The sequence below is a fragment of the Mesorhizobium sp. WSM4983 genome (assembly GCF_029625765.1).
Classification (GTDB): Bacteria; Pseudomonadota; Alphaproteobacteria; order Rhizobiales; family Rhizobiaceae; genus Mesorhizobium.
The window spans coordinates 700085-721386 of sequence record NZ_JARTVM010000002.1 but is presented as its reverse complement, the minus strand read 5'-3'; the positions used below and the strand labels follow the sequence as shown (position 1 = coordinate 721386).

The window sequence follows — 21302 nt, the reverse complement described above, 5'->3', positions numbered from 1 at the left end:
GCGCGCTTCCAACTAAGTTCGGTTAGCGAAGAGGTTGGCACCGTAGTCGAGATCATGCTTTGTTAATGCAGATGCGCCGCAGGCAAAGAGGCAAACATGAACGACGCGCGACAAGCGCACTTCGCCGGCGTCGAGAAGCAAGCAGCTCCGCAACAAGTGTGACCCGTCTTTGTCTGACGCAATTGCCCCGATGACCGGCACCAAAACGTCTTTGCCGCAAACGACCGCCACCAGCGGCTTTATGCCCGGCGAAACTTCAGCCGGCGCGATCCTGACCATCGATCTTGGCGCCATCCGCGAGAACTACCGGCGGCTGAAGGCGCGGCTGGCGGGCGTGCGCTGCGCCGGCGTGCTCAAGGCCGACGGCTATGGCCTCGGCGCAGCGCGCGTGGCATCGGCGCTGATGAAGGAAGGCTGCGAGATATTCTTCGTCGCGCTGCTCGGCGAGGGCATCGCGCTGCGCAAGGCGCTTGGACCCGGACATGAGATCTTTGTGCTCAACGGCCTGCCGCCGGGCTCCGAGCCGGAAGCGATCGCGACTGGGCTTCATCCTGTCATCAACAGCACCGCTCAGTTGAGGGCGTGGCGTGAAGCGGCGCTTGCCGCCGGCCGAAAGCTGCCGGCCGCTGTTCAGGTCGACAGCGGCATGTCACGGCTCGGTATGCCGCCGGCTGACGTCGAGGCGCTCGCGGCGGATGCTTTCGGCGGCATCGACATCCGCCTGGTGATGAGCCATCTCGCCTGCGCCGACGAGCCGCGCAATCCTGCCAACGAAGCGCAGCGGCTCGCGTTTGAGCGGCTGCGCGGGATGCTGCCCAAGGCGCCGGCCTCGCTTGCCAATTCGTCCGGCATCTTTCTCGGATCGGCCTACCACCACGACCTCGCGCGGCCGGGCGCGGCGCTCTACGGCATCAACCCGACGCCGGGCGAGGCGAACCCGATGATGCCGGTGGTCCGGCTGCAGGCGAAGGTGGCTCAGACGCGCAACGTCGAAGACGGCGCCGGCGTCGGCTACGGCCACACCCATCATGCGCGCGGACCGCTCAGGCTGGCGACAATCTCGCTCGGCTATGCCGATGGCTGGCACCGGCGCGCGGCGTCGGCCGCCTGGTTTGAGAGCGTGCGGCTGCCTTTCGTCGGGCGGGTATCGATGGATTCCATTGTCCTCGACATTTCAGCGCTTCCGGTCGATCAACTGGGCGAGGGCGACCTCGTCGAGCTCATCGGGCCGTCGCAAAGCCTCGACGACGCGGCCGCACATGCCGGAACCATCGGCTACGAGGTGCTGGCCAGCTTGGGTGCGCGCTTTCACCGCCGCTACATCGGCGGGTGAAAGGGGCGGCTTGCTTGACAAGCCGATGCATCTCGGCAAGGGTCGAGGCATGAGCAACCTCGCCCATAGCAGAACCTTTTTCAGGGTTTGCCCCATCGCGGGAGCGTAGCCCCGGCGCGGTCGTGTTGGCGACCGCCGAGCCGGGGCATTTGAATTCCTGACATCGTCATCGAGCCAGCCAGCCTTTCGCGGCTGTCGGCTCTTCGTCGCCGCCTTTGAGCGGGCTGCAGCGCGCGTCGGTTCGTCGACGTGCAAATCCAGGAGGTTTGCCATGAATGCCACAACCCAATCGCGTTCCCGAAACACGATCCTCGTCAGCGACGCGGACCACGACCGGCTCAGCGGCCTTGCCAGAGCCTTTCTCGAGCGGACGCCCGAGATGGCCGAGGACCTGCTCGCCGAGATGGACCGCGCGCGGATCGCCGCCGAAGCGGCGATGCCAGCCGATGTCGTGCGGATGGGCACGACGGTGACGCTTCACGACGGGGAAGGAAGCATTCAGCGCGTCACGCTAGTCTATCCCGCCGAGGCCGACATCGCCGAAAAACGCATCTCGGTGCTGACGCCGCTCGGAACCGCGCTGATCGGCGCGCGTGCCGGCCGCACAGTCTCCTGGCGAAGCCGCGACGGCCGGGTGCTTTCGGCGACCATCCACGCGGTCGAGCAATCCGCGTCGCGGAGAGCGCAATGACCAGGACCATATATCGTCTCACGACGAAGGATCTCGCGGTTCTCGAAGCGATGCTGATGCGCCGGCGCGCCTTTGCCGACGCGATCGTGCCGATGCTCGAACGCAAGCTCGCCGAGAGCAACATCATCCCAGTCGGCATGGTCGAGCCCGACATCGCCACGCTGAACAGCCGGGTAGTCTTCCGGATCAACGACGGAGCCCCGGAGACGAGGACGTTGATGCTGGGCGACGCCTCCGCTCCTGTCGGATTCGGCCTGCCGCTCGGCACCTGGCGCGGCCTCTGCCTGCTCGGCATGAGGGCGGGCCAGTCGGTAGTGGCCGAGCGCCCCGACGGCAGCCGCGAGCGCATCCTTCTCGAGGATGTGGCCTACCAGCCGGAGGCCGAGCATCAGGCGGCTCGGACTGCCGGACAGCGACCCCGTGGCCCCAGGCTGGTGTACAGCGCCGCAGCCGATCGTTGGCCCCTTGGCGGGGGCGGCAAAATCCGGCAGACAGAAGACGACGATCCCGGCCCTTCGGCGGCATGATCGGTTTGAGGGAGCATAGAATGAAAGTCCTGGTGCTGGGCGGCGGTGTGATCGGGATCACCACCGCCTATTTCCTTGCCGAGGCCGGCCATGAAGTCGCGGTGATCGACCGGCAGCAGGGCCCGGCGCTGGAGACCAGCTTCGCCAATGCCGGCGAAGTGTCGCCGGGCTATGCCTCGCCATGGGCCGGGCCCGGCATCCCCATGAAAGCCGTCAAATGGCTGTTGATGAAATACGGACCGCTGGTGGTGCGGCCGGCCTTCGATCCGCACATGTGGACATGGCTCTTGAAGATGCTGCGCAACTGCACGGCCGAGCGCTATGCGCTGAACAAGTCGCGCATGGTGCCCTTGGCCGAGTACAGCCGCGACACGCTGAAGGCGCTGCGCGCTACGATCGGCATCAGCTATGACGAGCGAGCCAAGGGCACGCTGCAGCTGTTCCGCAAGCAGAAGCAGCTCGACGGCACCGGCGGCGATGTCGAGGTGCTGAAAAAATACGGCGTTCCGTACGAGCTCCTCGACCGGGACGGCTGCATCGCGGCCGAGCCGGCGCTGGCCGGTGTGCGGGAAAAATTCGTTGGCGGCCTCAGACTGCCCGGCGACGAGACCGGCGACTGCAAGATGTTCACCGACAAGCTGGCCGAGCTTTGCGTGGCGCGCGGCGTCGCCTTCGAATACGGCACGAGCATCCGGCGCGTCGTCAGGAACCGAAACCGCGTCGTCCAGGTCGGCACCGACAAGGGCTGGCGAACGGCGGAGGCTTATGTGATGGCGCTTGGCAGCTATTCGGCTCCCTTCATGCGCAAGATGAAAAGGCCGATCCCCGTCTATCCGGTCAAGGGCTATTCCATCACGGTGCCGATAACGGACGCGGCGGCGGCGCCGGTGTCGACCATCATGGACGAGACTTACAAGGTGGCGATCACCAGGCTCGGCGACCGCATCCGCGTCGGCGGCACCGCGGAGATTTCGGGCTTCGACCTTCGTCTGCATGAATCGCGCCGCCGCACGCTCGAGCACTCCGTCGGCGACCTGTTTCCGGGCGGCGGCGATCTCAAGGCGGCGAGTTTCTGGTGCGGCTTGCGGCCGATGACGCCGGACGGGCCGCCGCTGGTCGGGCGCAGCGAATTGTCCAACCTCTATCTCAACACCGGCCATGGCACGCTGGGCTGGACCATGGCCTGCGGCTCGGCGAAAGTGCTTGCCGATATCATTTCCAACCGGGTGCCGGAGATCAACGCGCTCGACCTCAGCCCGGACCGCTACATCAAGGCTTGATTTAAAAGGCCTGTTTCACCCACCCATTGCTGAACAGCAGCCGGTAAGCCCAGCCGATCGTGACATTGGTGGCGACCGGCTGCGAATGGGCGAGATAGTCGTCATAGACCGACTTCATGCGGCGGTAGAAGGCCGGATCGAGCACCATCATGCCGTTTTCCGAGTCGTGGACGAAGCTGCGATTGTTGAGGTTGACCGAGGAGATCGTCACCAGCCGCTGATCGATCATCATGATCTTGGAATGCAGCACCACGTCGGGCGCCTTGAATTCGCGGATGTTGATGCGGTCGCCATATTTCTCCACGAATAGCTTGTTGAGCGCGGTGAGGAAGCGGCCGCCTATGTCGCCCTTGAGATCGATGCGCCCGACGACGTCGATCTTGACGCCGCGGGCCAGCGCCCGATCGAATGCTCTCGCGATACTGGGCGTGAGGTTGAGATAGGGATTCACGATCTCGATGCGATACTCGGCGGTGTCGATCAGTTCGACGAAGTAGTTTTCCAGTGCATGCCCGTCCGCGTAAGGCACGGAAATGAAGTGCCGCACCACGCCTTGCGGATGGCCACCGGAACGAACCGGAATGGAAAACGGCCGTGACAGATTGGTGTCGGCATCGCGCAGCCAGACGGTCGAGAAATGCGCGGCCAGCGTTTCGACCGTCGCCTGGTCGGCGATCTCGATGTCGAAGTCGCTCCAGTTGGAATAGTAGTTGAGCGAGAAGCCGTCGGTCTTGCCGTATTGCTGCAACTGAGGGTAGCGCGACAGGTCGATCGGCTTATGAAACATGAACCCGTCATGGATGTTGCGGCCGCCGATGATGACGCGCGAGCGGCCGGGTTCCTCGGCCAGGGTCGCCAGCATCTTGATGTGATGGGTCTTGTGCAGCTGTGAGAGCTGCTCGTCGATCGGCGCGCCGTGATCGGCCTGCCAGCGATATTCCTGCAATTGGACATTGGGAAACTCCGCCGCCAGCCGATGCAGCAGGGCGTCGTCCTTGTCGCGCTCCAGCACGTCGGTGACCAGGATGCGTACCTTGGTGCCGAGCGCCGCGTGGTGGCGGATCAGCCGCTCCATGATGCGGCCGGAGAAGTCCGCCTTGAACTCCAGCGACGACAGATAGATCAGCTTGAGTCTCGGCGCGTTGGAGAAATCGAGCGGCAGTTCGGGATCGGCCTTGTCGAAGGCGCTGTCGGGCAGCGTCTTACCGAGCAGCGCCTCGACCTTGGCATTGAAGCCGTCGCGCGATTTGCGCAGCAGGGTCGGCGACCCGAGCGGCAGCGCGCAGGTCTGCGACAGCCAGCGACCGGCATAAAAGGCGCGGTCGAGCGCTTCGAGCCCGGCCGGATCTGGCACCGGACAACGATCATAGCGGCTGTCGAGTGCCGTGATCCATGGGTCGGCGGCCTCCTCGCGCAGGATGGTCAGCTTCGCGCCGGACGGCGCGAGGCTGGAGCTGACGGTGAGGTCGCAACGGGTGAGAGCTTCGCTTGGAAACAGGCTGGCAGATGTCTCGGTCGCCGGCAGGCTGAGATGGAACGCGGCACCTTTGGCAATTGTGCGCGACCGGCCCGAGATGCGCATCGCCAGCGATCCGTCGCAGCTGCCGCCGATCACGACCGTTTGCCGGCCGACCTGGCGGAGCACGATCTCGACCGAGCGCGCCTGCAGGCCGGAGAAGCTGAAGGTCTTGGGTGCGGACGGCCTGGCGGCAGCGTCGAGATAGAGCGTCTGGCGCGACTTGCGCCAGCGACCGGTGAAATGGCCTTCGCCCGGTTTGCCTGGTGCCAGCGGCTGCTCCGTGCTGTCGAGCGGCTTCGCCAGCCGTTGCAGCGACGGATAAGTTGCCTGGAAACGATCATTGTGGACGTCGCGCCAGTCACGGCCGAAGCGGCCGGTGCCGTTGGTGCGGTCGAGCGCATCGATTCGGCTTTGGGCCAGCAACGCCTCGAATCGCTTTTCGTAGGCGGCACTGCCATTGTCCGCGAAGTAACCGGCGCTGGCGATCTCGGCGCCGCTTCGATCCGCCGAGATGGGCGCACGCGCGCAGGCTTCGTCTCCCGGAAAGAAGGCGCAGGCGGAACGGCCCGGCATGCCGGCGCATCCGGCGAGCGCGGTCAGCGCCAGGCCAAGCAGCAGCCTTGTCACGACGGCTCCCGGTCTCACCCGGTCGCCCCGTTCATGACCTTGAGCTGGGCGGGGTCGCGCGGCGGCATGAAGCCCTGCGGAAAGACCTTGCAGACCGGAAGCGCGAAGGTGGCTATCAAGAGCTCGGCCTCGCCGCGCATCTTCCTTGGCGCCGTCTTGTCGCCGCGGATCGTCCTTGCCGAAGCGATCAGCGCGCCGTCGCAATCGCAATGATTGTGGCGGGCGATATAGCAGGCATCGTGGATCCGGCAGGCGGCATCGAGCCGGTCGACCGGGGTGGCCGAGAGATCGCCGGTACGGGTTCCGGGACCGCAATAATTGCCGAAGACGAAAGGCGAGGGGCGGGCCATCGCATAGCGGATCGACTTCGGCAGTTCCGCTTCGGGAACCCTGGCCCACGGATTGGCGCAGCCGGAGAGGCAAAGCAGCGGCAGGATGGCAAGAATGGCTCGCATGTCTGCGCCGGCTTTCCCAGATTCCCCCTCGCCTGCCATGGCATGGCGAAGTACTGGTGCCACACTGGCCGATTTTGTGGCAAGCGCAAGGCAGGTCGGCTCCGCCTTCGGTTCGGCCAGTTTCAGCAACGACAGGCTGGCGCGACTCCCGGACGGCTATCCCGTGCGGATGGCTGACATGGATTTCCACCTCGGCGACGGCGATGTCAGCTTCTACGGCCACGCCAGGATCGCGATTTCGATACGCGACCGCCACTACGGCTTAGTCACCTGCGGGCTCATGGGCAACAGCGCCGAGGAAGCCGGCCGGATGTGGGCGGCGTTCGCGGCTGAGGCCGACGAGGTTGTGAATTCTTTCGTCCTCGATGCGCCTCAATGGCGGTTCCAAAGCGGATCGGCCTTTTTGGACGGCATCACACGAACAACCCTTTTTCCCGCTCCACCGCCCTGGTGATGAAATTGGCGACGAGCTGGACCCGGCGCAGCGGCCTCACCGATTCGTGATAGACCAACCAGTAGGCGCGGCGGATGGGCGCGACGATGTCTACCGGCACCAGCTCCGGCATCGAGCGAGCGACGAAGGTATGCAGGATGCCGATGCCGGCGCCCGAGCGCACCGCCTCCGCCTGACCAAGTGCTGACGAGATGGCGAAGCTGGTGCGCCAGTCCGGGCTGAACTCCGCGGCATAGTCGAGCGAAGGGCTGACGATGAGGTCGGGCACATAGCCGATCAGCGTGTGCCGATCGAGCTCGGCTGCTGTCTTCGGCAGGCCGTTGGCTTCCGCATAGGTGAGGGAGGCGAACAGGCCGAGCGTATAGTCGACCAGCTTTCCCGCCACCAATCGGCCCTCGGTCGGCCGCTCGACGGTAATCGCGATGTCGGCCTCGCGCCGCGACAGGGAGAAGGAGCGCGGCACCGGCACCAGCTGGATGGTGAGTTCGCGGTGGAGCGCCGTCAGCTCGCCCAAACGCTTGGCGAGGAAGGCGACACCGAAACCGTCGGGAGCGCCGATGCGCACCGTGCCGGAGACGTCGTCGCCCTCGCCGGCGATGGTCGAGCGCGCGGCGATCATGTCGCTCTCCATGCGCTCGGCGATGTCGAGGAAGCGCTCGCCGGCCGGCGTCAGCTCGCTGCCGGTGGTCAGGCGGCGGAAGAGTTTCGTCCGCAGCGCTTCCTCGAGCGCCGCGAGCCGTCGCGAGACGGTGGCGTGGTTGAGCTCCAGACGTTTTGCCGCGCCGAGGATCTGGCCGGCGCGCGCCACGGCGAGGAAGATGCGGACATCATCCCAGTTCATGGGGATGGTCCAGGTTAGTCGCCAGCGCTGCGTTCCCGCCCACCCCCCTCTGTCCTGCCGGACATCTCCCCCGCAAGGCGGGAGATCGGATGTCGCGTTCGCTTTCGCCAATCGCCAACGGTGCAGGAAGAGCCCCGGCGATGAAACTGCCAATCTCCCCCCATGCGCGGGAGATGTCCGGCAGGACAGAGGGGGGTGTGAAGGAACTCAATCTTCGATCCTTTCAATGACCGAACCTTTTGCGGCAATTAATGCACGTCCGACTGCCGCTGTCTATTTCGCGCACAACGGTTGCGTTCTAGCTCGCGTTGCCATTGCGGACGCAAAGGCGGACAATGCCTCATCATCAAAACAGGGAGAGAACCCATGATCGAGTACGGTCATTTCATTGGCGGCAAGCGTGTCGCCGGCACCAGCGGCCGCAAGCAGGACGTCATGCAGCCGATGGACGGCTCGGTGCGCGCTACGGTGGCGCTGGCCTCGGCGCAGGAGCTGCGCGCCGCGGTCGAGAACGCCAAGGCCGCGCAGATCAAGTGGGGCGCCACCAACCCGCAGCGCCGCGTGCGCGTGCTGATGAAGTTTCTCGAACTGGTCCAGCGCGACTATGACGAGCTGGCCGACATCCTGGCGCGCGAGCATGGCAAGACCATTGCCGACGCGCGCGGGGACATCCAGCGTGGCCTCGAAGTGGTCGAGGTCTGCATCGGCGCGCCGCATATGATGAAGGGCGAGTTCACCGACGGCGCCGGTCCGGGCATCGACACCTATTCGATGCGCCAGCCGCTCGGCGTCGTCGCCGGCATCACGCCGTTCAACTTCCCGGCGATGATCCCGCTGTGGAAGATCGCGCCGGCGATCGCCTGCGGCAACGCCTTCATCCTGAAGCCTTCGGAGCGCGACCCGGGCGTGCCGATCCGCATCGCCGAGCTGTTCATCGAGGCCGGCCTGCCGGAAGGCGTGCTGAACGTGGTCAACGGCGACAAGGAAGTGGTCGACGCCATCCTCGACGATCCGGACATCAAAGCCGTCGGCTTCGTCGGGTCGACGCCGATTGCGCAGTACATCTATGCGCGCGGCTGCGCGGCGGGAAAACGCGTGCAGTGCTTCGGCGGCGCCAAGAACCACATGATCATCATGCCCGACGCCGACATGGACCAGACGGTCGACGCGCTGGTCGGCGCCGGCTACGGCTCGGCCGGCGAGCGCTGCATGGCGATCTCGGTGGCCGTGCCGGTCGGCAACGACACCGCGAACCGCCTGATGGAAAAGCTGGTACCGCGCGTCGAAAGCCTGAAGGTCGGTCCGTCGACCGACTCCTCGGCCGATTTCGGCCCGCTGGTGACACGCCAAGCCCTGGAACGCGTCAAGGGCTATGTCGATATCGGTGTCAAGGAAGGCGCCAAGCTGGTTGTCGATGGCCGCGGCTTCAAGATGCAGGGCTACGAGAACGGCTACTACATGGGCGGCTGCCTGTTCGACAACGTGACGCCGGAGATGCGCATCTACAAGGAAGAGATCTTCGGGCCGGTGCTTTCGGTGGTGCGCGCGCCGACCTATGAGAACGCCATCAACCTCGCCAACGACCACGAGATGGGCAACGGCGTCGCCATCTTCACCCGCGACGGCGACGCCGCGCGTGACTTTGCTTCCAGGGTCCAGGTCGGCATGGTCGGCGTCAACGTGCCGATCCCGGTGCCGATCGCCTACTACACCTTCGGCGGCTGGAAGGCGTCGTCCTTCGGCGACCTCAACCAGCACGGCCCGGACGCGTTCCGCTTCTACACCAAGACCAAGACGGTCACCTCGCGCTGGCCGTCCGGCATCAAGGACGGCGCCGAGTTCGTCATCCCGACGATGAACTGACCGGACGGTTTTCGGCCGCGCGTCCTCGCCGCGTTGCGGCTGCGGGCGCGCGGCAGGCATCAAGGACGGCGCCGAGTTCGTCATCCCGACGATGAACTGACCGGACGGTTTTTCGAGAGCCTCGTGAGAAAGCGCGGTTTGCACCCGCGTTTCTGTTTGGGGCCTTGCAGAGGAGGCTGGTTGTCCTTCACCTCATCGATATTTGGCGTAGCTTGTCGTCTCGCCCGGTCGTCGCTTGCAACTTCAGATGCATGATTTGCGACGAGACACGTCGAGGCTGCATCCGCACCTCCTAATGATTCCATCGCCGTGTGATGGAACCAACAGGCCGCCATTCGCCTTAGGCTGTATTCCTGCCATGCGTGCAGGCCAATCAAACAGCGCCGGTGGCAGCCGGGGTTCTCGTCTGGCGCGAGGAGGTGTCGGATGACACGATTTATTATGGCGACGATGTGCCTTGCGGCGGCAGCGCTGTCGGCCGGCCAGGCCAATGCGGCAGCACAATGCGCACCACGCGCCGACATCATCAAGGCGCTCGGCGACAAGTTCCACGAAAGCGAGGCAGGGCGCGGGCTGATCAATCCGAACGTCGTGCTCGAGATCTTTGTCTCCGACCAAGGCAGTTGGACCGTTCTTGCCTCCGATACCAAGGGGCAGAGCTGCATCCTGTCCGTTGGCGAAGGCTGGGACAGCCCGACGATCACGGCAGCCGTGCCGGGAGCCTAACACTCACTGGCGCCACGGCTCGTTCAGTGAAAGCCGCGCCGGCGCCCGCATCAACGCCCGCTTGTCTACCGGGCGCAGCTTCACCATATCGAATGCAGGGAGTGATAAATCTCCCTGCGACAGACCGGAAACCAGAAGGAGTGACGTGATGGCGACGTCGAGTCCGGCCTGGAGCGTTCCGGCACACTGAGGCGGCCGAATGTGCCTCTTTTGCCGGAATGCCACGGCGAAGGAGGTGCCCATGGCACGCAGATTTTCGTTCCGAGTGGTGAAGGCGGCACTCGCCGGCGCCGTCATGGCTTTGCCGGCAGTCCCAGTGCAGGCGCAAGTCCTCTGCGGGGGCCATGACGATCTGGTCGCGGGGCTGGCAGAGACGTTCGAAGAGAAGCGGCTGGGCTATGGCCTGGGTGGAGACGTCGCCATCTTCGAGGTGTTTGTGTCGGCGAGCGGAACCTGGACCATCCTGATGACCGACGTTAAGGGCCAGAGTTGCATCCTGGCGGCCGGCGAGGGATGGGAGCACACGCTGGCCACCGCGGTCCGGCACCCGGGCGGGTGAACTGCGTAACCGGACGGTCAGCTAAGGCGGAACCGCTCCGGTCAGCGCGTCGCGGCCGCCTCGGCGTGGTGGCGTAGCAGCGCCATCAATTTCTTGGCGTCCTTGGCGGCGGCTTCCTCGTCGCCGTCGAGGATAGAGCGGATCAGCGCGACGTGGTGCTCGGCCGATTCGGCGAGCCCGGTATCCGCCTTGTAGCGGAACCAGAAGCGCCGGCTGTGCGTCTGCAAGGGCGCCGCCACGCGCGCCGCGAATGGATTGTCGGCGGCGATCGCCAGCGCCTCGTCAAGTAGCTTGTCGGCCTGAATGAAGGAAAGCACGTTGCCGGAGATCACTGCCTTCTGCATGGCGAGGGCTGCCTCGTGAAACAGGTCGGCCGCCTCGCGGGTGACGTAGCGGGCGGCCGAGCGGGCAAGCACCACCTCGATGCCGCGCCTGGCATCGATGACGCGCAGCCAGTCGCCGGGGTGGAGCGGCGCCACCGCGATGCCGGCGCGTGGTCTGACGTCGAGCAAGCCCTCCCAGGCCAGCCTTTGGATCGCTTCGCGCACCGGGGTACGGCCGAAGCCGAGCCGCTCGATCAGTGCACCTTCGGTGACGAAGCTTGAAGGCGCCAGTTCAAGAGTGACGATCATGTGCTCCAGCACACGATAGGCCCTGGTCGCAACCGGCTCGAAGGTTGCGCTCGTGTCGTTGGATATCAATGCGGATATCAATGGGCCAGCTCCTGATATATTTTTCATATATCATAGCGGATTCAGCATTGACAGCCCGCGTCTTAATAAATATACCGCTGATATATCAGACGGAGAGATAGCCATGTGGGCCGGAGTTTTCCCTGCAGTCACGACCAAATTCACCCCCGACGACCGCCTCGATCATGCCGAAATGGAGCGTTGTTTCTCCTTGCAGATGGAGGCCGGCTGCGACGGCATCATCGTCTGCGGCTCGCTCGGCGAAGGGCCAATGCTGTCGCATGACGAGAAGATCGAAGTGCTGAAGACGGCGCAGAAGGTCGCCGGGACAAAGCCGGTGCTTCTGACCGTCAACGAACCCGGCACCCGCGAGGCGGCAAGCATCGCACGCCGCGCAGCCAAGGAAGGCGCCAACGGCCTGATGGTGGTACCGAGCCCGATCTACCACACCAATGCCGAAGAGACGGTCGCCGCACTTCGCGCCGTCGCGGAGGCCGGCGACCTGCCGGTTATGATCTACTCCAACCGGCTCGCCTATCGCGTCGACGTCACTGTCGACCTGATGGAGGAGCTGGCGTCCGACAAGCGCTTCGTCGCGATCAAGGAATCGTCGGACGACATCCGCCGCTCGACCGAGATCATCAATCGCCTCGGCGACCGCTACGACCTCTTCACCGGCGTCGACAACCTCGCCTTCGAGGCGCTGTCGGTCGGCGCCATCGGCTGGGTGGCGGGCCTTGTCACGGCCTTCCCGCGCGAGACCGTCGCCATCTACCAGTTGATGAGAAAAGGCCGCCGCGAGGAAGCGCTGAAGATTTACCGCTGGTTCAGGCCACTGCTCGACCTCGATGTCTCGACCTACCTGGTCCAAAACATCAAGCTTGCCGAAGTGCTGGCGATCGGTACCAATGACCGCGTCCGCATGCCCCGCCGGCCGCTGTCGGGCGAGCGCCGGAAGGCGGTGGAAAAGATCGTCAGGGATGCGCTGGCCGCGCGGCCGGAACTGCCGGCGTTCTGATAGCTTTCTGCTCCCGTTCACGGGGAAGTAGATGGCGGCAGAACAGACGAGGGACAGCGCCAGCGTGCAAGGAAATGCGAAGCCGACCGAAGAGGGGCGCCGCCCTTCATCCGCCCGTCGGGCGCCTTCTCCCCGTGACCGGGGAGAAGGGGAAGATATCGCCATCATCGGCGGCGGCATCATCGGCATTTGCGCCGCCACCTTGCTCGCGGAGGCGGGACGCAGCGTCACCATTTTCGATCGGACGGGCATTTGCGAGGAGACGAGCTCCGGCAACGCTGCCGCCTTCGCCTTCTCCGACGTGCTGCCGCTGGCGCATAAGGGGATGATCAGGCAGTTGCCGAAATGGCTTGCCGATCCGCTGGGGCCTCTTGCCATCCCGCCGGCCTATCTGCCTAAACTTCTTCCCTGGCTGTTCCGCTTCTGGCGCGCGGGCGCCGCCAGGAACTTCGAGGCGAGCCTTGCAGCGCAGGCCGGCATGATGAAGCTCGCCGAAGCCGAATGGATGGGTTTGCTCGACCGCTCTGGCACGCGGCCGATGCTGCATGAGGACGGCTCGCTCGAACTCTACGAAAGCGAGGCCGAGTTCCGCGCCTCGCTGTCCGGCTGGAGGGCGCGTGAACGTTTCGGCATAGGCTTCCGCCATGTCGAGGGTGAGGGGATGGCGGCGCTGCAGCCGGGTCTTTCGCCGCGCTTCGTCAAGGGCACCTTCGTGCCGGGGTGGAAGACAGTCGCCGATCCGAAACTGCTCGGCAAGGCGATCTGGGCCTATGCGGAGCGGCTCGGCGCGCGCTTCGAGCACGCGCGCGTCGAGCGTATCGGGACCGGAACAAACGGCGTCACGCTTATGCTTGCGGACGGCACGGCCCGAAAAGCGAAGCAGCTCGTGATCGCCGCCGGCGCCTGGTCGCATCTGCTGGCCAAAGATATCGGCGACCGCATCCCGCTGGAGACCGAGCGCGGTTACAACACCACGCTGCCGGTGTCGGCCTTCGACGTGAAGCGGCAGCTGATCTTTTCCGGGCACGGCTTCGTCATCACGCCGCTGGAAACCGGCTTGCGCGTCGGCGGCGCCGTCGAGCTCGGAGGCATCGAACGAGCGCCGAATTTCGCGCGCTCGAAGGCGATGCTGGAAAAAGCCAAGCGTTTCCTGCCCGGGCTCGATCCGTCGGGCGGCCGCGAGTGGATGGGCTTCCGGCCATCGCTGCCGGATTCGCTGCCGGTCATCGGCAGGGCGCGGGCGCCGAACATCGTCTACGCTTTCGGCCACGGCCATCTCGGCCTGACCCAGGCGGCAGCGACCGGCCGCTCGATCCGAGATCTCCTTCTCGGGCAGGAGCCGCCGATCGATCTCACTCCTTTCCGCCCGCAACGGTTCTGACAATTCGCCAGAATTCTGATATTTCAGGGAGCCATCATGGCCAAGACATCCTTCTTCTGCATCGACGGCCACACCTGCGGCAATCCGGTGAGGCTGGTTGCCGGCGGCGGCCCACTGCTAGAAGGCGCGACGATGATGGAACGGCGGGCGCATTTCCTCGCCGAATATGACTGGATCCGGACCGGGCTGATGTTCGAGCCGCGCGGTCATGACGTGATGTCCGGCTCGATCCTCTATCCGCCGACGCGCGAGGACTGCGATATCGCGATCCTCTTCATCGAAACCTCGGGCTGCCTGCCGATGTGCGGCCACGGCACCATCGGCACCGTGACGATGGCGATCGAGCATGGGCTGGTGAGGCCGAAGACGCCGGGCGTGCTCAGGCTCGACACGCCGGCCGGCCTAGTCGTCGCCGAATACAAACAGGTCGGCGAATATGTCGAGGAGGTGCGCATCACCAACGTGCCGTCCTTCCTTTACGCCGAAGGGCTGTCGGTGGAGTGCCCGGTGCTTGGCGAGATCAGCGTCGACGTCGCTTATGGCGGCAATTTCTATGCCATCGTCGAGCCGCAGGAGAACTACCGCGACATGGCCGACCATTCGGCCGCCGACCTCATCGCCTGGAGCCCGCTTGTGCGCCAGCGCCTGAACGAGAAATACTCGTTCGTGCATCCGGAGAACCCGGGCATCAACCGGCTGTCGCACATGCTGTGGACCGGCAAGCCGAGAGATGCCGAGGCCGATGCCCGCAATGCCGTGTTCTATGGCGACAAGGCGATCGACCGCTCGCCTTGCGGCACCGGCACCTCGGCGCGCATGGCGCAGCTCCACGCCAAGGGCAGGCTCGAGGTCGGCGACAGTTTTGTCCATGAGTCGATCATCGGCTCGCTGTTCAAGGGCAGGGTCGAAAAGGAGGTCAGCGTTGCCGGCAAACCAGCCATCATCCCCTCGATCGGCGGCTGGGCGCGCATGACCGGACTGAACACCATCTTCATCGACGACCGCGATCCGTTCGCGCACGGGTTCATCGTCACCTGATCGCTCCCGTTCGGCGCGTCAGGCCGCCTCGTCGTTCGTCGAAACCTGACTACCGAACCAATCGGCAAAGGTGATTTCGGCCGCCGTTCGCCTCGCCGTCACATGACCGTCATACCGAGCAGAATCCTGACTTGGCGGAATGCGCGGGACGGCAAAATCGAGCGCTGCTGCTGACGCAAGGAATCTTCTCATCAATTTATTTTGACGGCGATTTCTTCGAAACGACGCGCATGATACGGCTTAATCGTCAAAGACATTGCGTTGTGCCAATGATAGGGTCCGCGATAGTCCAGGGGCCGGGTGCGAGAAAGCGGGCAATCGGGCAGCGTGCTTCCAAACCACGCGCGGCGATTGAAAAATCACGTTGCAATCCGGGCTTGAAACTTTACGACTAGGGGCAATACGAAAAGGAATGCGTCCTCGAAGGCGACATTCCAGGGGAGCCGCTTAAATATGCAGTATTTCGTCCAGCAGCTTATCAACGGGCTGACGCTGGGATCTATCTACGGGCTGATCGCGATCGGCTACACGATGGTCTACGGCATCATCGGCATGATCAATTTCGCCCATGGCGATATCTTCATGGTGGGCGCCTTCACGGCCCTCATCGTCTTCCTGATCCTCGGCGCGATGTTCTATTCGGTGCCGGTGGTGGTGGCGCTCCTGATCATGATGATCGTGGGCATGCTGCTCACCAGTCTTTACAACTGGACGATCGAGAAGGTGGCCTACAGGCCGCTGCGCGGATCGTTCCGGCTTGCGCCGCTGATCACCGCCATCGGCATGTCGATCGCCCTGTCCAACTTCGTGCAGGTCACGCAAGGGCCGCGCAACAAGCCGATCCCGCCGCTGGTCAGCCAGGTCTATACGATCGACGGCATCAGCGTCTCGCTGAAGCAGATCATCATCGTGCTCGTCACTGCCGTGCTGCTGGCGATCTTCTGGTATCTCGTCAACAGGACGGCATTGGGGCGGGCGCAGCGCGCCTGCGAGCAGGACCGCAAGATGGCGGCGCTGCTTGGCGTCGACGTCGACCGCACAATCTCCATCACCTTCATCATGGGCGCAGCGCTTGCCGCGGTCGCCGGGACGCTTTTCTTGATGTATTATGGCGTGGTGGTCTTCTCAGACGGTTTCGTGCCGGGCGTGAAGGCCTTCACGGCGGCGGTGCTTGGCGGCATCGGCTCGCTGCCGGGCGCAGTGCTCGGCGGGCTTTTGATCGGCTTCATCGAGAGCATGTGGTCGGCCTATTTCTCGATCGACTACAAGGACGTCGCGGCCTTCTCGATCCTGGCGATCGTGCTCATCTTCCTGCCCTCCGGCATCCTGGGCCGGCCTGAAGTCGAAAAGGTCTGATCCTCATGGCCGTTACCGTTTCTCCGGAGCGCGACGTCGTCGCTACTCCCATCCAGCGCGCGTTCCGCGAAGCGCTCTACGCCGGCGCCATCGCGCTCGGCCTGTTCGTGCTGTTCATCGGTCTCAGGACCGATCAGAACATCAACAACGAGCTGATCCTGGTGCAGCGCTGGGGCCTGCTCGCCCTGGTGGTTCTCGCCGTTGTCGTCGGGCGCTTCCTCTATGTTGCCTATGCGGTTCCGGCGCTCGAACGATCAAGGGCTGAAAGGGCCAAGGCGCCTGCAGTCGCCGTGGAGCCCGGCTTCGTGCGGCGAAACTTCAACAAGATCGGCGCCACGGTGCTGATCCTCTATCCAGTGGCGATGGTGCTCCTGTTCGGCTTCCAGGGCTCGCTCAAATGGGTCGACAATTTCGGCATCCAGATCCTGATCTATGTGATGCTGGCCTGGGGCCTCAACATCGTCATCGGGCTAGCCGGCCTGCTCGACCTCGGCTATGTCGCCTTTTACGCCGTTGGCGCCTATGCCTATGCGCTGCTCGGCACGCATTTTGGCCTGTCGTTTTGGATCCTGCTGCCTGCCGCCGGCGCCATGGCCGCCTTCTGGGGCGTCATGCTCGGCTTCCCGGTGCTGCGGCTGCGCGGCGACTATCTGGCGATCGTCACGCTCGCCTTCGGCGAGATCATCCGTCTGGTGCTGATCAACTGGCGTGAGGTGACCAATGGCTCGGCCGGCATTTCCGGCATCCCGAAGGTCTCCTTCTTCGGGCTCATGTCGTTCAACGTCTCGGACCCGAACTACATCGCCAAGGTGCTGGGCATCGCCCAGTCGGGCGCCTACTACAAGATCTTCCTCTATTATCTCATCCTGGCGCTCTGCTTCCTCACCGCCTTCGTCACCATCAGGCTCCGCCGCCTGCCGGTGGGCCGCGCCTGGGAAGCGCTGCGCGAGGACGAGATCGCCTGCCGCTCGCTCGGCATCAATACCACCACCACCAAGCTGACGGCGTTCGCTACCGGCGCCATGTTCGGCGGCTTCGCCGGCTCGTTCTTCGCCGCGCGCCAGGGCTTCGTCAGCCCGGAATCCTTCGTCTTCCTTGAATCGGCGATCATCCTGGCCATCGTCGTGCTCGGCGGCATGGGCTCGTTGGGCGGTATCGCGGTGGCGGCGCTGGTGATGATCGGCGGCACCGAGATCCTGCGCGAGCTGGGCTTCCTCAAGGTGGTGTTCGGTCCGGACTTCACGCCGGAGCTCTACCGCATGCTATTGTTCGGCGTTGCGATGGTGATCGTCATGCTGTGGAAGCCGCGCGGCTTCGTGGGCAGTCGAGAACCAACAGCCTTCCTCAAGGAGCGAAAAGCGGTCTCAGGCTCCTTCACCAAGGAGGGCCACGGCTGATGAACGCGCAAGTTTCCATGAACGACTTCATCCTGCAGGTCGAGCATCTGTCGATGAAGTTCGGCGGCCTGATCGCGATCGGCGACCTGTCGTTCCAGGCCAAGCGCGGCGAGATCACCGCGCTGATCGGGCCGAACGGTGCCGGCAAGACGACCGTGTTCAATTGCATCACCGGCTTCTACAAACCGTCGGAGGGCATGATCACGCTCAGCCGGCGCGACGGCTCGAACTTTCTGCTCGAGCGCTTGCCCAATCACGAGATCCCCGCGCGCGCCAAGGTGGCGCGCACCTTCCAGAACATCCGCCTATTCTCGGGCATGACGCTGCTGGAGAACCTCCTGGTCGCCCAGCACAACAAGCTGATGAAGGCCTCGGGCTATACCTTCCTCGGCCTGTTCGGCTTCTCCAGCTACCGGCAGGCCTCGGCTGAATCGATCGATCTCGCCAAGCACTGGCTGGAAAAGGCCAATCTCGTCGACCGCGCCGACGATCCGGCCGGCGACCTGCCCTATGGCGCGCAACGGCGGCTGGAGATCGCGCGCGCCATGTGCACCGGACCTGAGCTTTTGTGCCTCGACGAGCCGGCCGCCGGTCTCAATCCGAAGGAATCGGCCTCGCTCAATGAACTGCTGATGGACATCAAGGACAACACCGGCACGTCGATCCTGCTCATCGAGCACGACATGTCGGTGGTCATGCAGATCTCCGACCATGTCGTGGTGCTGGAATACGGCCGCAAGATCTCCGACGGCAGCCCGCAGTCGGTCCGGACCGATCCGCGCGTGATTGCCGCCTATCTCGGTGTCGACGACGAGGAAGTGGAAGAGGTGCTGACCGAAGTCGGCGACGAGGATGTCATCGAGCAGCTCGATACCGGGCCTGATGCGGCGCACGGGCCGGGCAGTTCCGCCTCGATGATGGCGGGGCCGGTTTCCGATACTGTCGAACACGCGGACGAGGGCGAACGGGTCATGGTATCGAGAGGCGCCTCGAAAGCGGCTCAGGTCGATGCCAAGGCCAAAACGCCAAGAAAGTCGTCCGAGCGGGCCACGGGCAAGCCAGCCGCGAAATCCTCGACAGCCAAGCCGCGCGGAGGGCGTAAGTAATGGCCGGCACAACGCTGCTCGATATCAAGGGCGTGCAGACCTATTACGGCAACATCCGCGCGCTGAACGGTGTCGACGTCACCGTCAACCAAGGTGAGATCGTGGCGCTGATCGGCGCCAACGGCGCCGGCAAGTCGACGTTGATGATGACGATCTTCGGCGCGCCGCGTGCGCGCAGCGGCTCCATCACCTTTGCCGGCAACGACATCACGCAGTTGCCGACGCACGAGATCGCGCGGATGCGCATCGCCCAGTCGCCGGAGGGACGCCGCATCTTTCCGCGCATGACGGTGATGGAAAACCTGCAGATGGGCGCCAGCCTCGACAACCTCAAACATTTTGACGAGGATGCCGAGAAGGTGTTTTCGCTGTTCCCGCGGCTGAAGGAGCGCATCGGCCAGCGCGGCGGCACGCTCTCGGGCGGCGAGCAGCAGATGCTGTCGATCGGCCGTGCGCTGATGGCCCGGCCGAAGCTGCTTCTGCTCGACGAGCCGTCGCTGGGCCTCGCGCCGCTGATCGTCAAGCAGATCTTCGATGCCATCCGCGAATTGAACCGGACCCAAGGGCTGACCGTGTTCCTGGTCGAGCAGAACGCCTTCGGCGCGCTGAAGCTCGCCAATCGCGGCTACGTCATGGTCAACGGCAATGTGACGATGAGCGGCACCGGCAAGGAGCTGCTCGCCAATCCGGAAGTGCGCGCCGCCTATCTCGAAGGCGGCCACCACTGAGTTCAGGAGACTTCATCATGCAGGGCATTCTCTACGAGGAAGCCTCGATCTGGCAGTTCCTGTTCGTCACCTGCCTGCTCGGCGGATGGGCGGCGTGGATGACCGGCAAGGCGAGCGCGCAGACTTGGCGCAGCTTCTTTCAGCTGTTCCTCTATATGCTCGGACTCGGCATCGGCATAAGGTTCATCCACCACGCGCTGTTCGACGGCACGATGTTTTCGCTGCACTACTATATCGTCGACACCATCGTGCTGATGATACTGGGCTTCCTTGGGTATCAATACACGCGCACTAACCAGATGGTCACTCAGTATAATTGGCTCTACGAAAGAGCCTCCTTATTGAGCTGGAAACCAAAGGGTTGACGTTCATGATCAACGCCGTTCCGGGGAATGAATTTGGCGTGACAAGTGCCTGAAAATCGGCATTCTATGCTTTCTGCGATAAGGGTGGGCATCGCATGAAAGTATCATCCACGCCCACTCCGTAAATGGGAGCGTTTCAATGAAAAAATCACTCTTGTCCGCCGTGGCGCTGACCGCGTTCATCGCGTTCAGCGGCAGCGCGTGGGCCGACATTCTGATCGGCGTCGCCGGTCCGATCACCGGTCCGAACGCGGCCTTCGGCGCGCAGCTGCAGAAGGGCGCCGAACAGGCGGTCGCCGACATCAACGCGGCCGGCGGAGTCCTCGGCCAGCAACTTAAGCTGAGTGTGGGTGACGACGTGTCGGATCCGAAGCAGGGCATCTCGGTCGCCAACAAGTTTGTCGCCGACGGCATCAAGTTCGTCGATGGCCACTTCAATTCGGGCGTCTCAATTCCTGCGTCGGAAGTCTATGCCGAGAATGGCATCCTCGAAATCACGCCGGCCGCGACCAATCCCAAGTTCACCGAACGCGGCATGTGGAATACGTTCCGCACCTGCGGACGCGACGACCAGCAGGGCAAGGTTGCCGGCGACTATGTCGCCAAGAACTTCAAGGACGCCAAGATCGCGCTCATCCATGACAAGACCCCTTATGGCCAGGGCCTTGCCGACGAAACCAAGAAGGCGCTCAATGCCAATGGCGTCAACGAAGCCATGTATGAAGGCATCAATGTCGGCGACAAGGACTTCTCGGCGCTCATCGCCAAGATGAAGGAAGCCGGTATCTCCGTCGTCTACTATGGCGGCCTGCATACGGAAGCCGGCCTCATCATCCGCCAGCTCGCCGACCAGGGCCTCAAGGCCCAGTTCATGTCGGGCGATGGCATCGTGTCGAACGAGCTCGCCTCGATCGCCGGCGACGCCGTCCAAGGCACGCTGATGACGTTCGCGCCGGATCCGCGCAAGAACCCGAACGCCAAGGAGCTCGTGGAGAAGTTCCGCGCTGCCGGTTTCGAACCGGAGGCCTACACGCTCTACTCCTACGCCGCGATCCAGATCATCGCTGCGGCCATCACGAAGACCGGCTCCGCCGACGATGCGCAGAAAGTCGCCGAGACGATCAAGTCGGGCGGCCCCTGGAAGACCGCCATCGGCGACATTGGTTATGACTCCAAGGGCGACATCACTCGCCCGGACTATGTCATGTACACCTGGAAGAAGGGCGAAGACGGCAAGTACTCCTACTTCGAGCAATAAGCCGGCAAAGAAGAACCGACTTTCCGAGATGCCCGGCGCTGAGCGCCGGGCATTTTTTGTTTGGCTGGGCATCCAGCCTGGCAATCGT

At 64.0% G+C, this 21302-nt stretch carries 20 protein-coding genes and 1 pseudogene; 17 read left to right on the top strand and 4 right to left on the bottom strand.

The window, feature by feature from the left end; translation table 11 throughout:
• Positions 1-190 precede the first annotated feature (190 nt).
• The 4 genes from alr to P9254_RS10790 all read left to right on the top strand — a co-directional run bounded on the left by alr (position 191) and on the right by P9254_RS10790 (position 3831).
• Positions 191-1333 carry an alanine racemase gene (gene alr / locus P9254_RS10805; protein ID WP_442920304.1) on the top strand — a complete coding sequence of 381 codons (1143 nt, stop codon included), beginning with the start codon at positions 191-193 and terminating at the stop codon, positions 1331-1333.
• Between the two features lie 271 nt (positions 1334-1604).
• Positions 1605-2024, top strand: a complete 420-nt coding sequence (gene rnk / locus P9254_RS10800) for a nucleoside diphosphate kinase regulator (protein ID WP_127247240.1) — start codon at positions 1605-1607, stop codon at positions 2022-2024.
• Positions 2021-2551 carry a nucleoside-diphosphate kinase gene (locus P9254_RS10795; RefSeq protein ID WP_127247239.1) on the top strand — a complete coding sequence of 177 codons (531 nt, stop codon included), beginning with the start codon at positions 2021-2023 and terminating at the stop codon, positions 2549-2551. Before rnk ends, P9254_RS10795 begins: the two co-directional genes overlap by 4 nt.
• A gap of 20 nt (positions 2552-2571) precedes the next feature.
• Positions 2572-3831, top strand: coding sequence for a D-amino acid dehydrogenase (locus P9254_RS10790; RefSeq protein ID WP_278053546.1), 1260 nt, complete (start codon positions 2572-2574; stop codon positions 3829-3831).
• A 1-nt stretch (position 3832) separates the two neighbouring features.
• Here the strand turns inward: P9254_RS10790 and P9254_RS10785 are convergent, their stop codons facing one another.
• Together P9254_RS10785 and P9254_RS10780 are read right to left on the bottom strand one after the other, a co-directional pair.
• The gene (locus P9254_RS10785; RefSeq protein WP_278053585.1) at positions 3833-5923 is read right to left on the bottom strand and encodes a phospholipase D-like domain-containing protein; all 2091 of its coding nucleotides are present in this window, start codon (positions 5921-5923) and stop codon (positions 3833-3835) included.
• 68 nt (positions 5924-5991) lie between these two features.
• The gene (locus tag P9254_RS10780) at positions 5992-6432 is read right to left on the bottom strand and encodes a hypothetical protein (RefSeq protein WP_095782605.1); all 441 of its coding nucleotides are present in this window, start codon (positions 6430-6432) and stop codon (positions 5992-5994) included.
• Here P9254_RS10780 and P9254_RS10775 point away from each other — a divergent pair.
• Positions 6422-6886 (top strand): hypothetical protein, encoded by a 465-nt coding sequence (locus P9254_RS10775; protein WP_278053545.1) that lies wholly within the window; start codon positions 6422-6424, stop codon positions 6884-6886. The two genes, P9254_RS10780 and P9254_RS10775, sit on opposite strands and share 11 nt — an antisense overlap.
• Here the strand turns inward: P9254_RS10775 and P9254_RS10770 are convergent.
• Complete coding sequence (locus P9254_RS10770; RefSeq protein WP_278053544.1) at positions 6846-7727, bottom strand: LysR family transcriptional regulator; 882 nt, start codon at positions 7725-7727, stop codon at positions 6846-6848. The genes P9254_RS10775 and P9254_RS10770 overlap by 41 nt on opposite strands.
• Before the next feature lie 366 nt (positions 7728-8093).
• On the opposite strand from P9254_RS10770, the gene P9254_RS10765 reads away from it, so the two are divergent.
• The 3 genes from P9254_RS10765 (at position 8094) to P9254_RS10755 (ending at position 10875) form a co-directional block, all read left to right on the top strand.
• Entirely contained in the window at positions 8094-9590 is a 1497-nt protein-coding gene (locus P9254_RS10765) for a CoA-acylating methylmalonate-semialdehyde dehydrogenase (RefSeq protein WP_067319526.1), read from the top strand.
• Between the two features lie 426 nt (positions 9591-10016).
• Positions 10017-10316: a hypothetical protein gene (locus tag P9254_RS10760; protein WP_278053540.1), complete on the top strand. Its 300-nt coding sequence runs from the start codon at positions 10017-10019 to the stop codon at positions 10314-10316.
• A gap of 241 nt (positions 10317-10557) precedes the next feature.
• A complete protein-coding gene (locus P9254_RS10755) occupies positions 10558-10875 on the top strand; it encodes a hypothetical protein (protein WP_278053538.1) in 318 nt (105 codons plus the stop codon).
• Between the two features lie 41 nt (positions 10876-10916).
• Here P9254_RS10755 and P9254_RS10750 read toward each other — a convergent pair whose 3' ends face one another.
• Positions 10917-11507 carry a GntR family transcriptional regulator gene (locus P9254_RS10750; RefSeq protein WP_442920306.1) on the bottom strand — a complete coding sequence of 197 codons (591 nt, stop codon included), beginning with the start codon at positions 11505-11507 and terminating at the stop codon, positions 10917-10919.
• A 184-nt stretch (positions 11508-11691) separates the two neighbouring features.
• Between P9254_RS10750 and P9254_RS10745 the strand changes: the two genes are divergently transcribed.
• The 9 genes and pseudogenes from P9254_RS10745 to P9254_RS10705 all read left to right on the top strand — a co-directional run bounded on the left by P9254_RS10745 (position 11692) and on the right by P9254_RS10705 (position 21214).
• Entirely contained in the window at positions 11692-12585 is an 894-nt protein-coding gene (locus P9254_RS10745; RefSeq protein WP_278053536.1) for a dihydrodipicolinate synthase family protein, read from the top strand.
• Positions 12586-12616: 31 nt separating this feature from the next.
• Positions 12617-13966, top strand: a complete 1350-nt coding sequence (locus tag P9254_RS10740) for an NAD(P)/FAD-dependent oxidoreductase (protein ID WP_278053534.1) — start codon at positions 12617-12619, stop codon at positions 13964-13966.
• A gap of 36 nt (positions 13967-14002) precedes the next feature.
• A complete protein-coding gene (locus P9254_RS10735) occupies positions 14003-15004 on the top strand; it encodes a 4-hydroxyproline epimerase (RefSeq protein WP_067319515.1) in 1002 nt (333 codons plus the stop codon).
• Positions 15005-15457: 453 nt separating this feature from the next.
• Positions 15458-16360, top strand: a complete 903-nt coding sequence (locus P9254_RS10730; RefSeq protein WP_067001669.1) for a branched-chain amino acid ABC transporter permease — start codon at positions 15458-15460, stop codon at positions 16358-16360.
• 5 nt (positions 16361-16365) lie between these two features.
• Complete coding sequence (gene livM, locus P9254_RS10725) at positions 16366-17757, top strand: high-affinity branched-chain amino acid ABC transporter permease LivM (RefSeq protein ID WP_095824103.1); 1392 nt, start codon at positions 16366-16368, stop codon at positions 17755-17757.
• A pseudogene (locus P9254_RS10720) lies at positions 17757-18845 on the top strand (ABC transporter ATP-binding protein); the annotation flags it as partial. The gene livM and the pseudogene P9254_RS10720, both read left to right, overlap by 1 nt.
• Before the next feature lie 17 nt (positions 18846-18862).
• Complete coding sequence (locus P9254_RS10715) at positions 18863-19591, top strand: ABC transporter ATP-binding protein (RefSeq protein ID WP_278053530.1); 729 nt, start codon at positions 18863-18865, stop codon at positions 19589-19591.
• Between the two features lie 17 nt (positions 19592-19608).
• A complete protein-coding gene (locus tag P9254_RS10710; protein WP_067001681.1) occupies positions 19609-19956 on the top strand; it encodes a DUF6867 family protein in 348 nt (115 codons plus the stop codon).
• A 139-nt stretch (positions 19957-20095) separates the two neighbouring features.
• Complete coding sequence (locus tag P9254_RS10705; protein ID WP_067001684.1) at positions 20096-21214, top strand: branched-chain amino acid ABC transporter substrate-binding protein; 1119 nt, start codon at positions 20096-20098, stop codon at positions 21212-21214.
• The last annotated feature ends 88 nt before the right edge of the window (positions 21215-21302 follow it).

What these genes read in the sequence shown, in the direction of transcription:
- alr (WP_442920304.1), top strand. Translation starts at nt 191, where the DNA reads ATGACCGGCACCAAAACGTCTTTGCCGCAAACGACCGCCACCAGCGGC.
- rnk (WP_127247240.1), top strand. Translation starts at nt 1,605, where the DNA reads ATGAATGCCACAACCCAATCGCGTTCCCGAAACACGATCCTCGTCAGC.
- P9254_RS10795 (WP_127247239.1), top strand. Translation starts at nt 2,021, where the DNA reads ATGACCAGGACCATATATCGTCTCACGACGAAGGATCTCGCGGTTCTC.
- P9254_RS10790 (WP_278053546.1), top strand. Translation starts at nt 2,572, where the DNA reads ATGAAAGTCCTGGTGCTGGGCGGCGGTGTGATCGGGATCACCACCGCC.
- P9254_RS10785 (WP_278053585.1), bottom strand. Translation starts at nt 5,923, where the DNA reads ATGCCGGGCCGTTCCGCCTGCGCCTTCTTTCCGGGAGACGAAGCCTGC.
- P9254_RS10775 (WP_278053545.1), top strand. Translation starts at nt 6,422, where the DNA reads ATGGCTCGCATGTCTGCGCCGGCTTTCCCAGATTCCCCCTCGCCTGCC.
- P9254_RS10780 (WP_095782605.1), bottom strand. Translation starts at nt 6,432, where the DNA reads ATGCGAGCCATTCTTGCCATCCTGCCGCTGCTTTGCCTCTCCGGCTGC.
- P9254_RS10770 (WP_278053544.1), bottom strand. Translation starts at nt 7,727, where the DNA reads ATGAACTGGGATGATGTCCGCATCTTCCTCGCCGTGGCGCGCGCCGGC.
- P9254_RS10765 (WP_067319526.1), top strand. Translation starts at nt 8,094, where the DNA reads ATGATCGAGTACGGTCATTTCATTGGCGGCAAGCGTGTCGCCGGCACC.
- P9254_RS10760 (WP_278053540.1), top strand. Translation starts at nt 10,017, where the DNA reads ATGACACGATTTATTATGGCGACGATGTGCCTTGCGGCGGCAGCGCTG.
- P9254_RS10755 (WP_278053538.1), top strand. Translation starts at nt 10,558, where the DNA reads ATGGCACGCAGATTTTCGTTCCGAGTGGTGAAGGCGGCACTCGCCGGC.
- P9254_RS10750 (WP_442920306.1), bottom strand. Translation starts at nt 11,507, where the DNA reads ATGATCGTCACTCTTGAACTGGCGCCTTCAAGCTTCGTCACCGAAGGT.
- P9254_RS10745 (WP_278053536.1), top strand. Translation starts at nt 11,692, where the DNA reads ATGTGGGCCGGAGTTTTCCCTGCAGTCACGACCAAATTCACCCCCGAC.
- P9254_RS10740 (WP_278053534.1), top strand. Translation starts at nt 12,617, where the DNA reads ATGGCGGCAGAACAGACGAGGGACAGCGCCAGCGTGCAAGGAAATGCG.
- P9254_RS10735 (WP_067319515.1), top strand. Translation starts at nt 14,003, where the DNA reads ATGGCCAAGACATCCTTCTTCTGCATCGACGGCCACACCTGCGGCAAT.
- P9254_RS10730 (WP_067001669.1), top strand. Translation starts at nt 15,458, where the DNA reads ATGCAGTATTTCGTCCAGCAGCTTATCAACGGGCTGACGCTGGGATCT.
- livM (WP_095824103.1), top strand. Translation starts at nt 16,366, where the DNA reads ATGGCCGTTACCGTTTCTCCGGAGCGCGACGTCGTCGCTACTCCCATC.
- P9254_RS10715 (WP_278053530.1), top strand. Translation starts at nt 18,863, where the DNA reads ATGGCCGGCACAACGCTGCTCGATATCAAGGGCGTGCAGACCTATTAC.
- P9254_RS10710 (WP_067001681.1), top strand. Translation starts at nt 19,609, where the DNA reads ATGCAGGGCATTCTCTACGAGGAAGCCTCGATCTGGCAGTTCCTGTTC.
- P9254_RS10705 (WP_067001684.1), top strand. Translation starts at nt 20,096, where the DNA reads ATGAAAAAATCACTCTTGTCCGCCGTGGCGCTGACCGCGTTCATCGCG.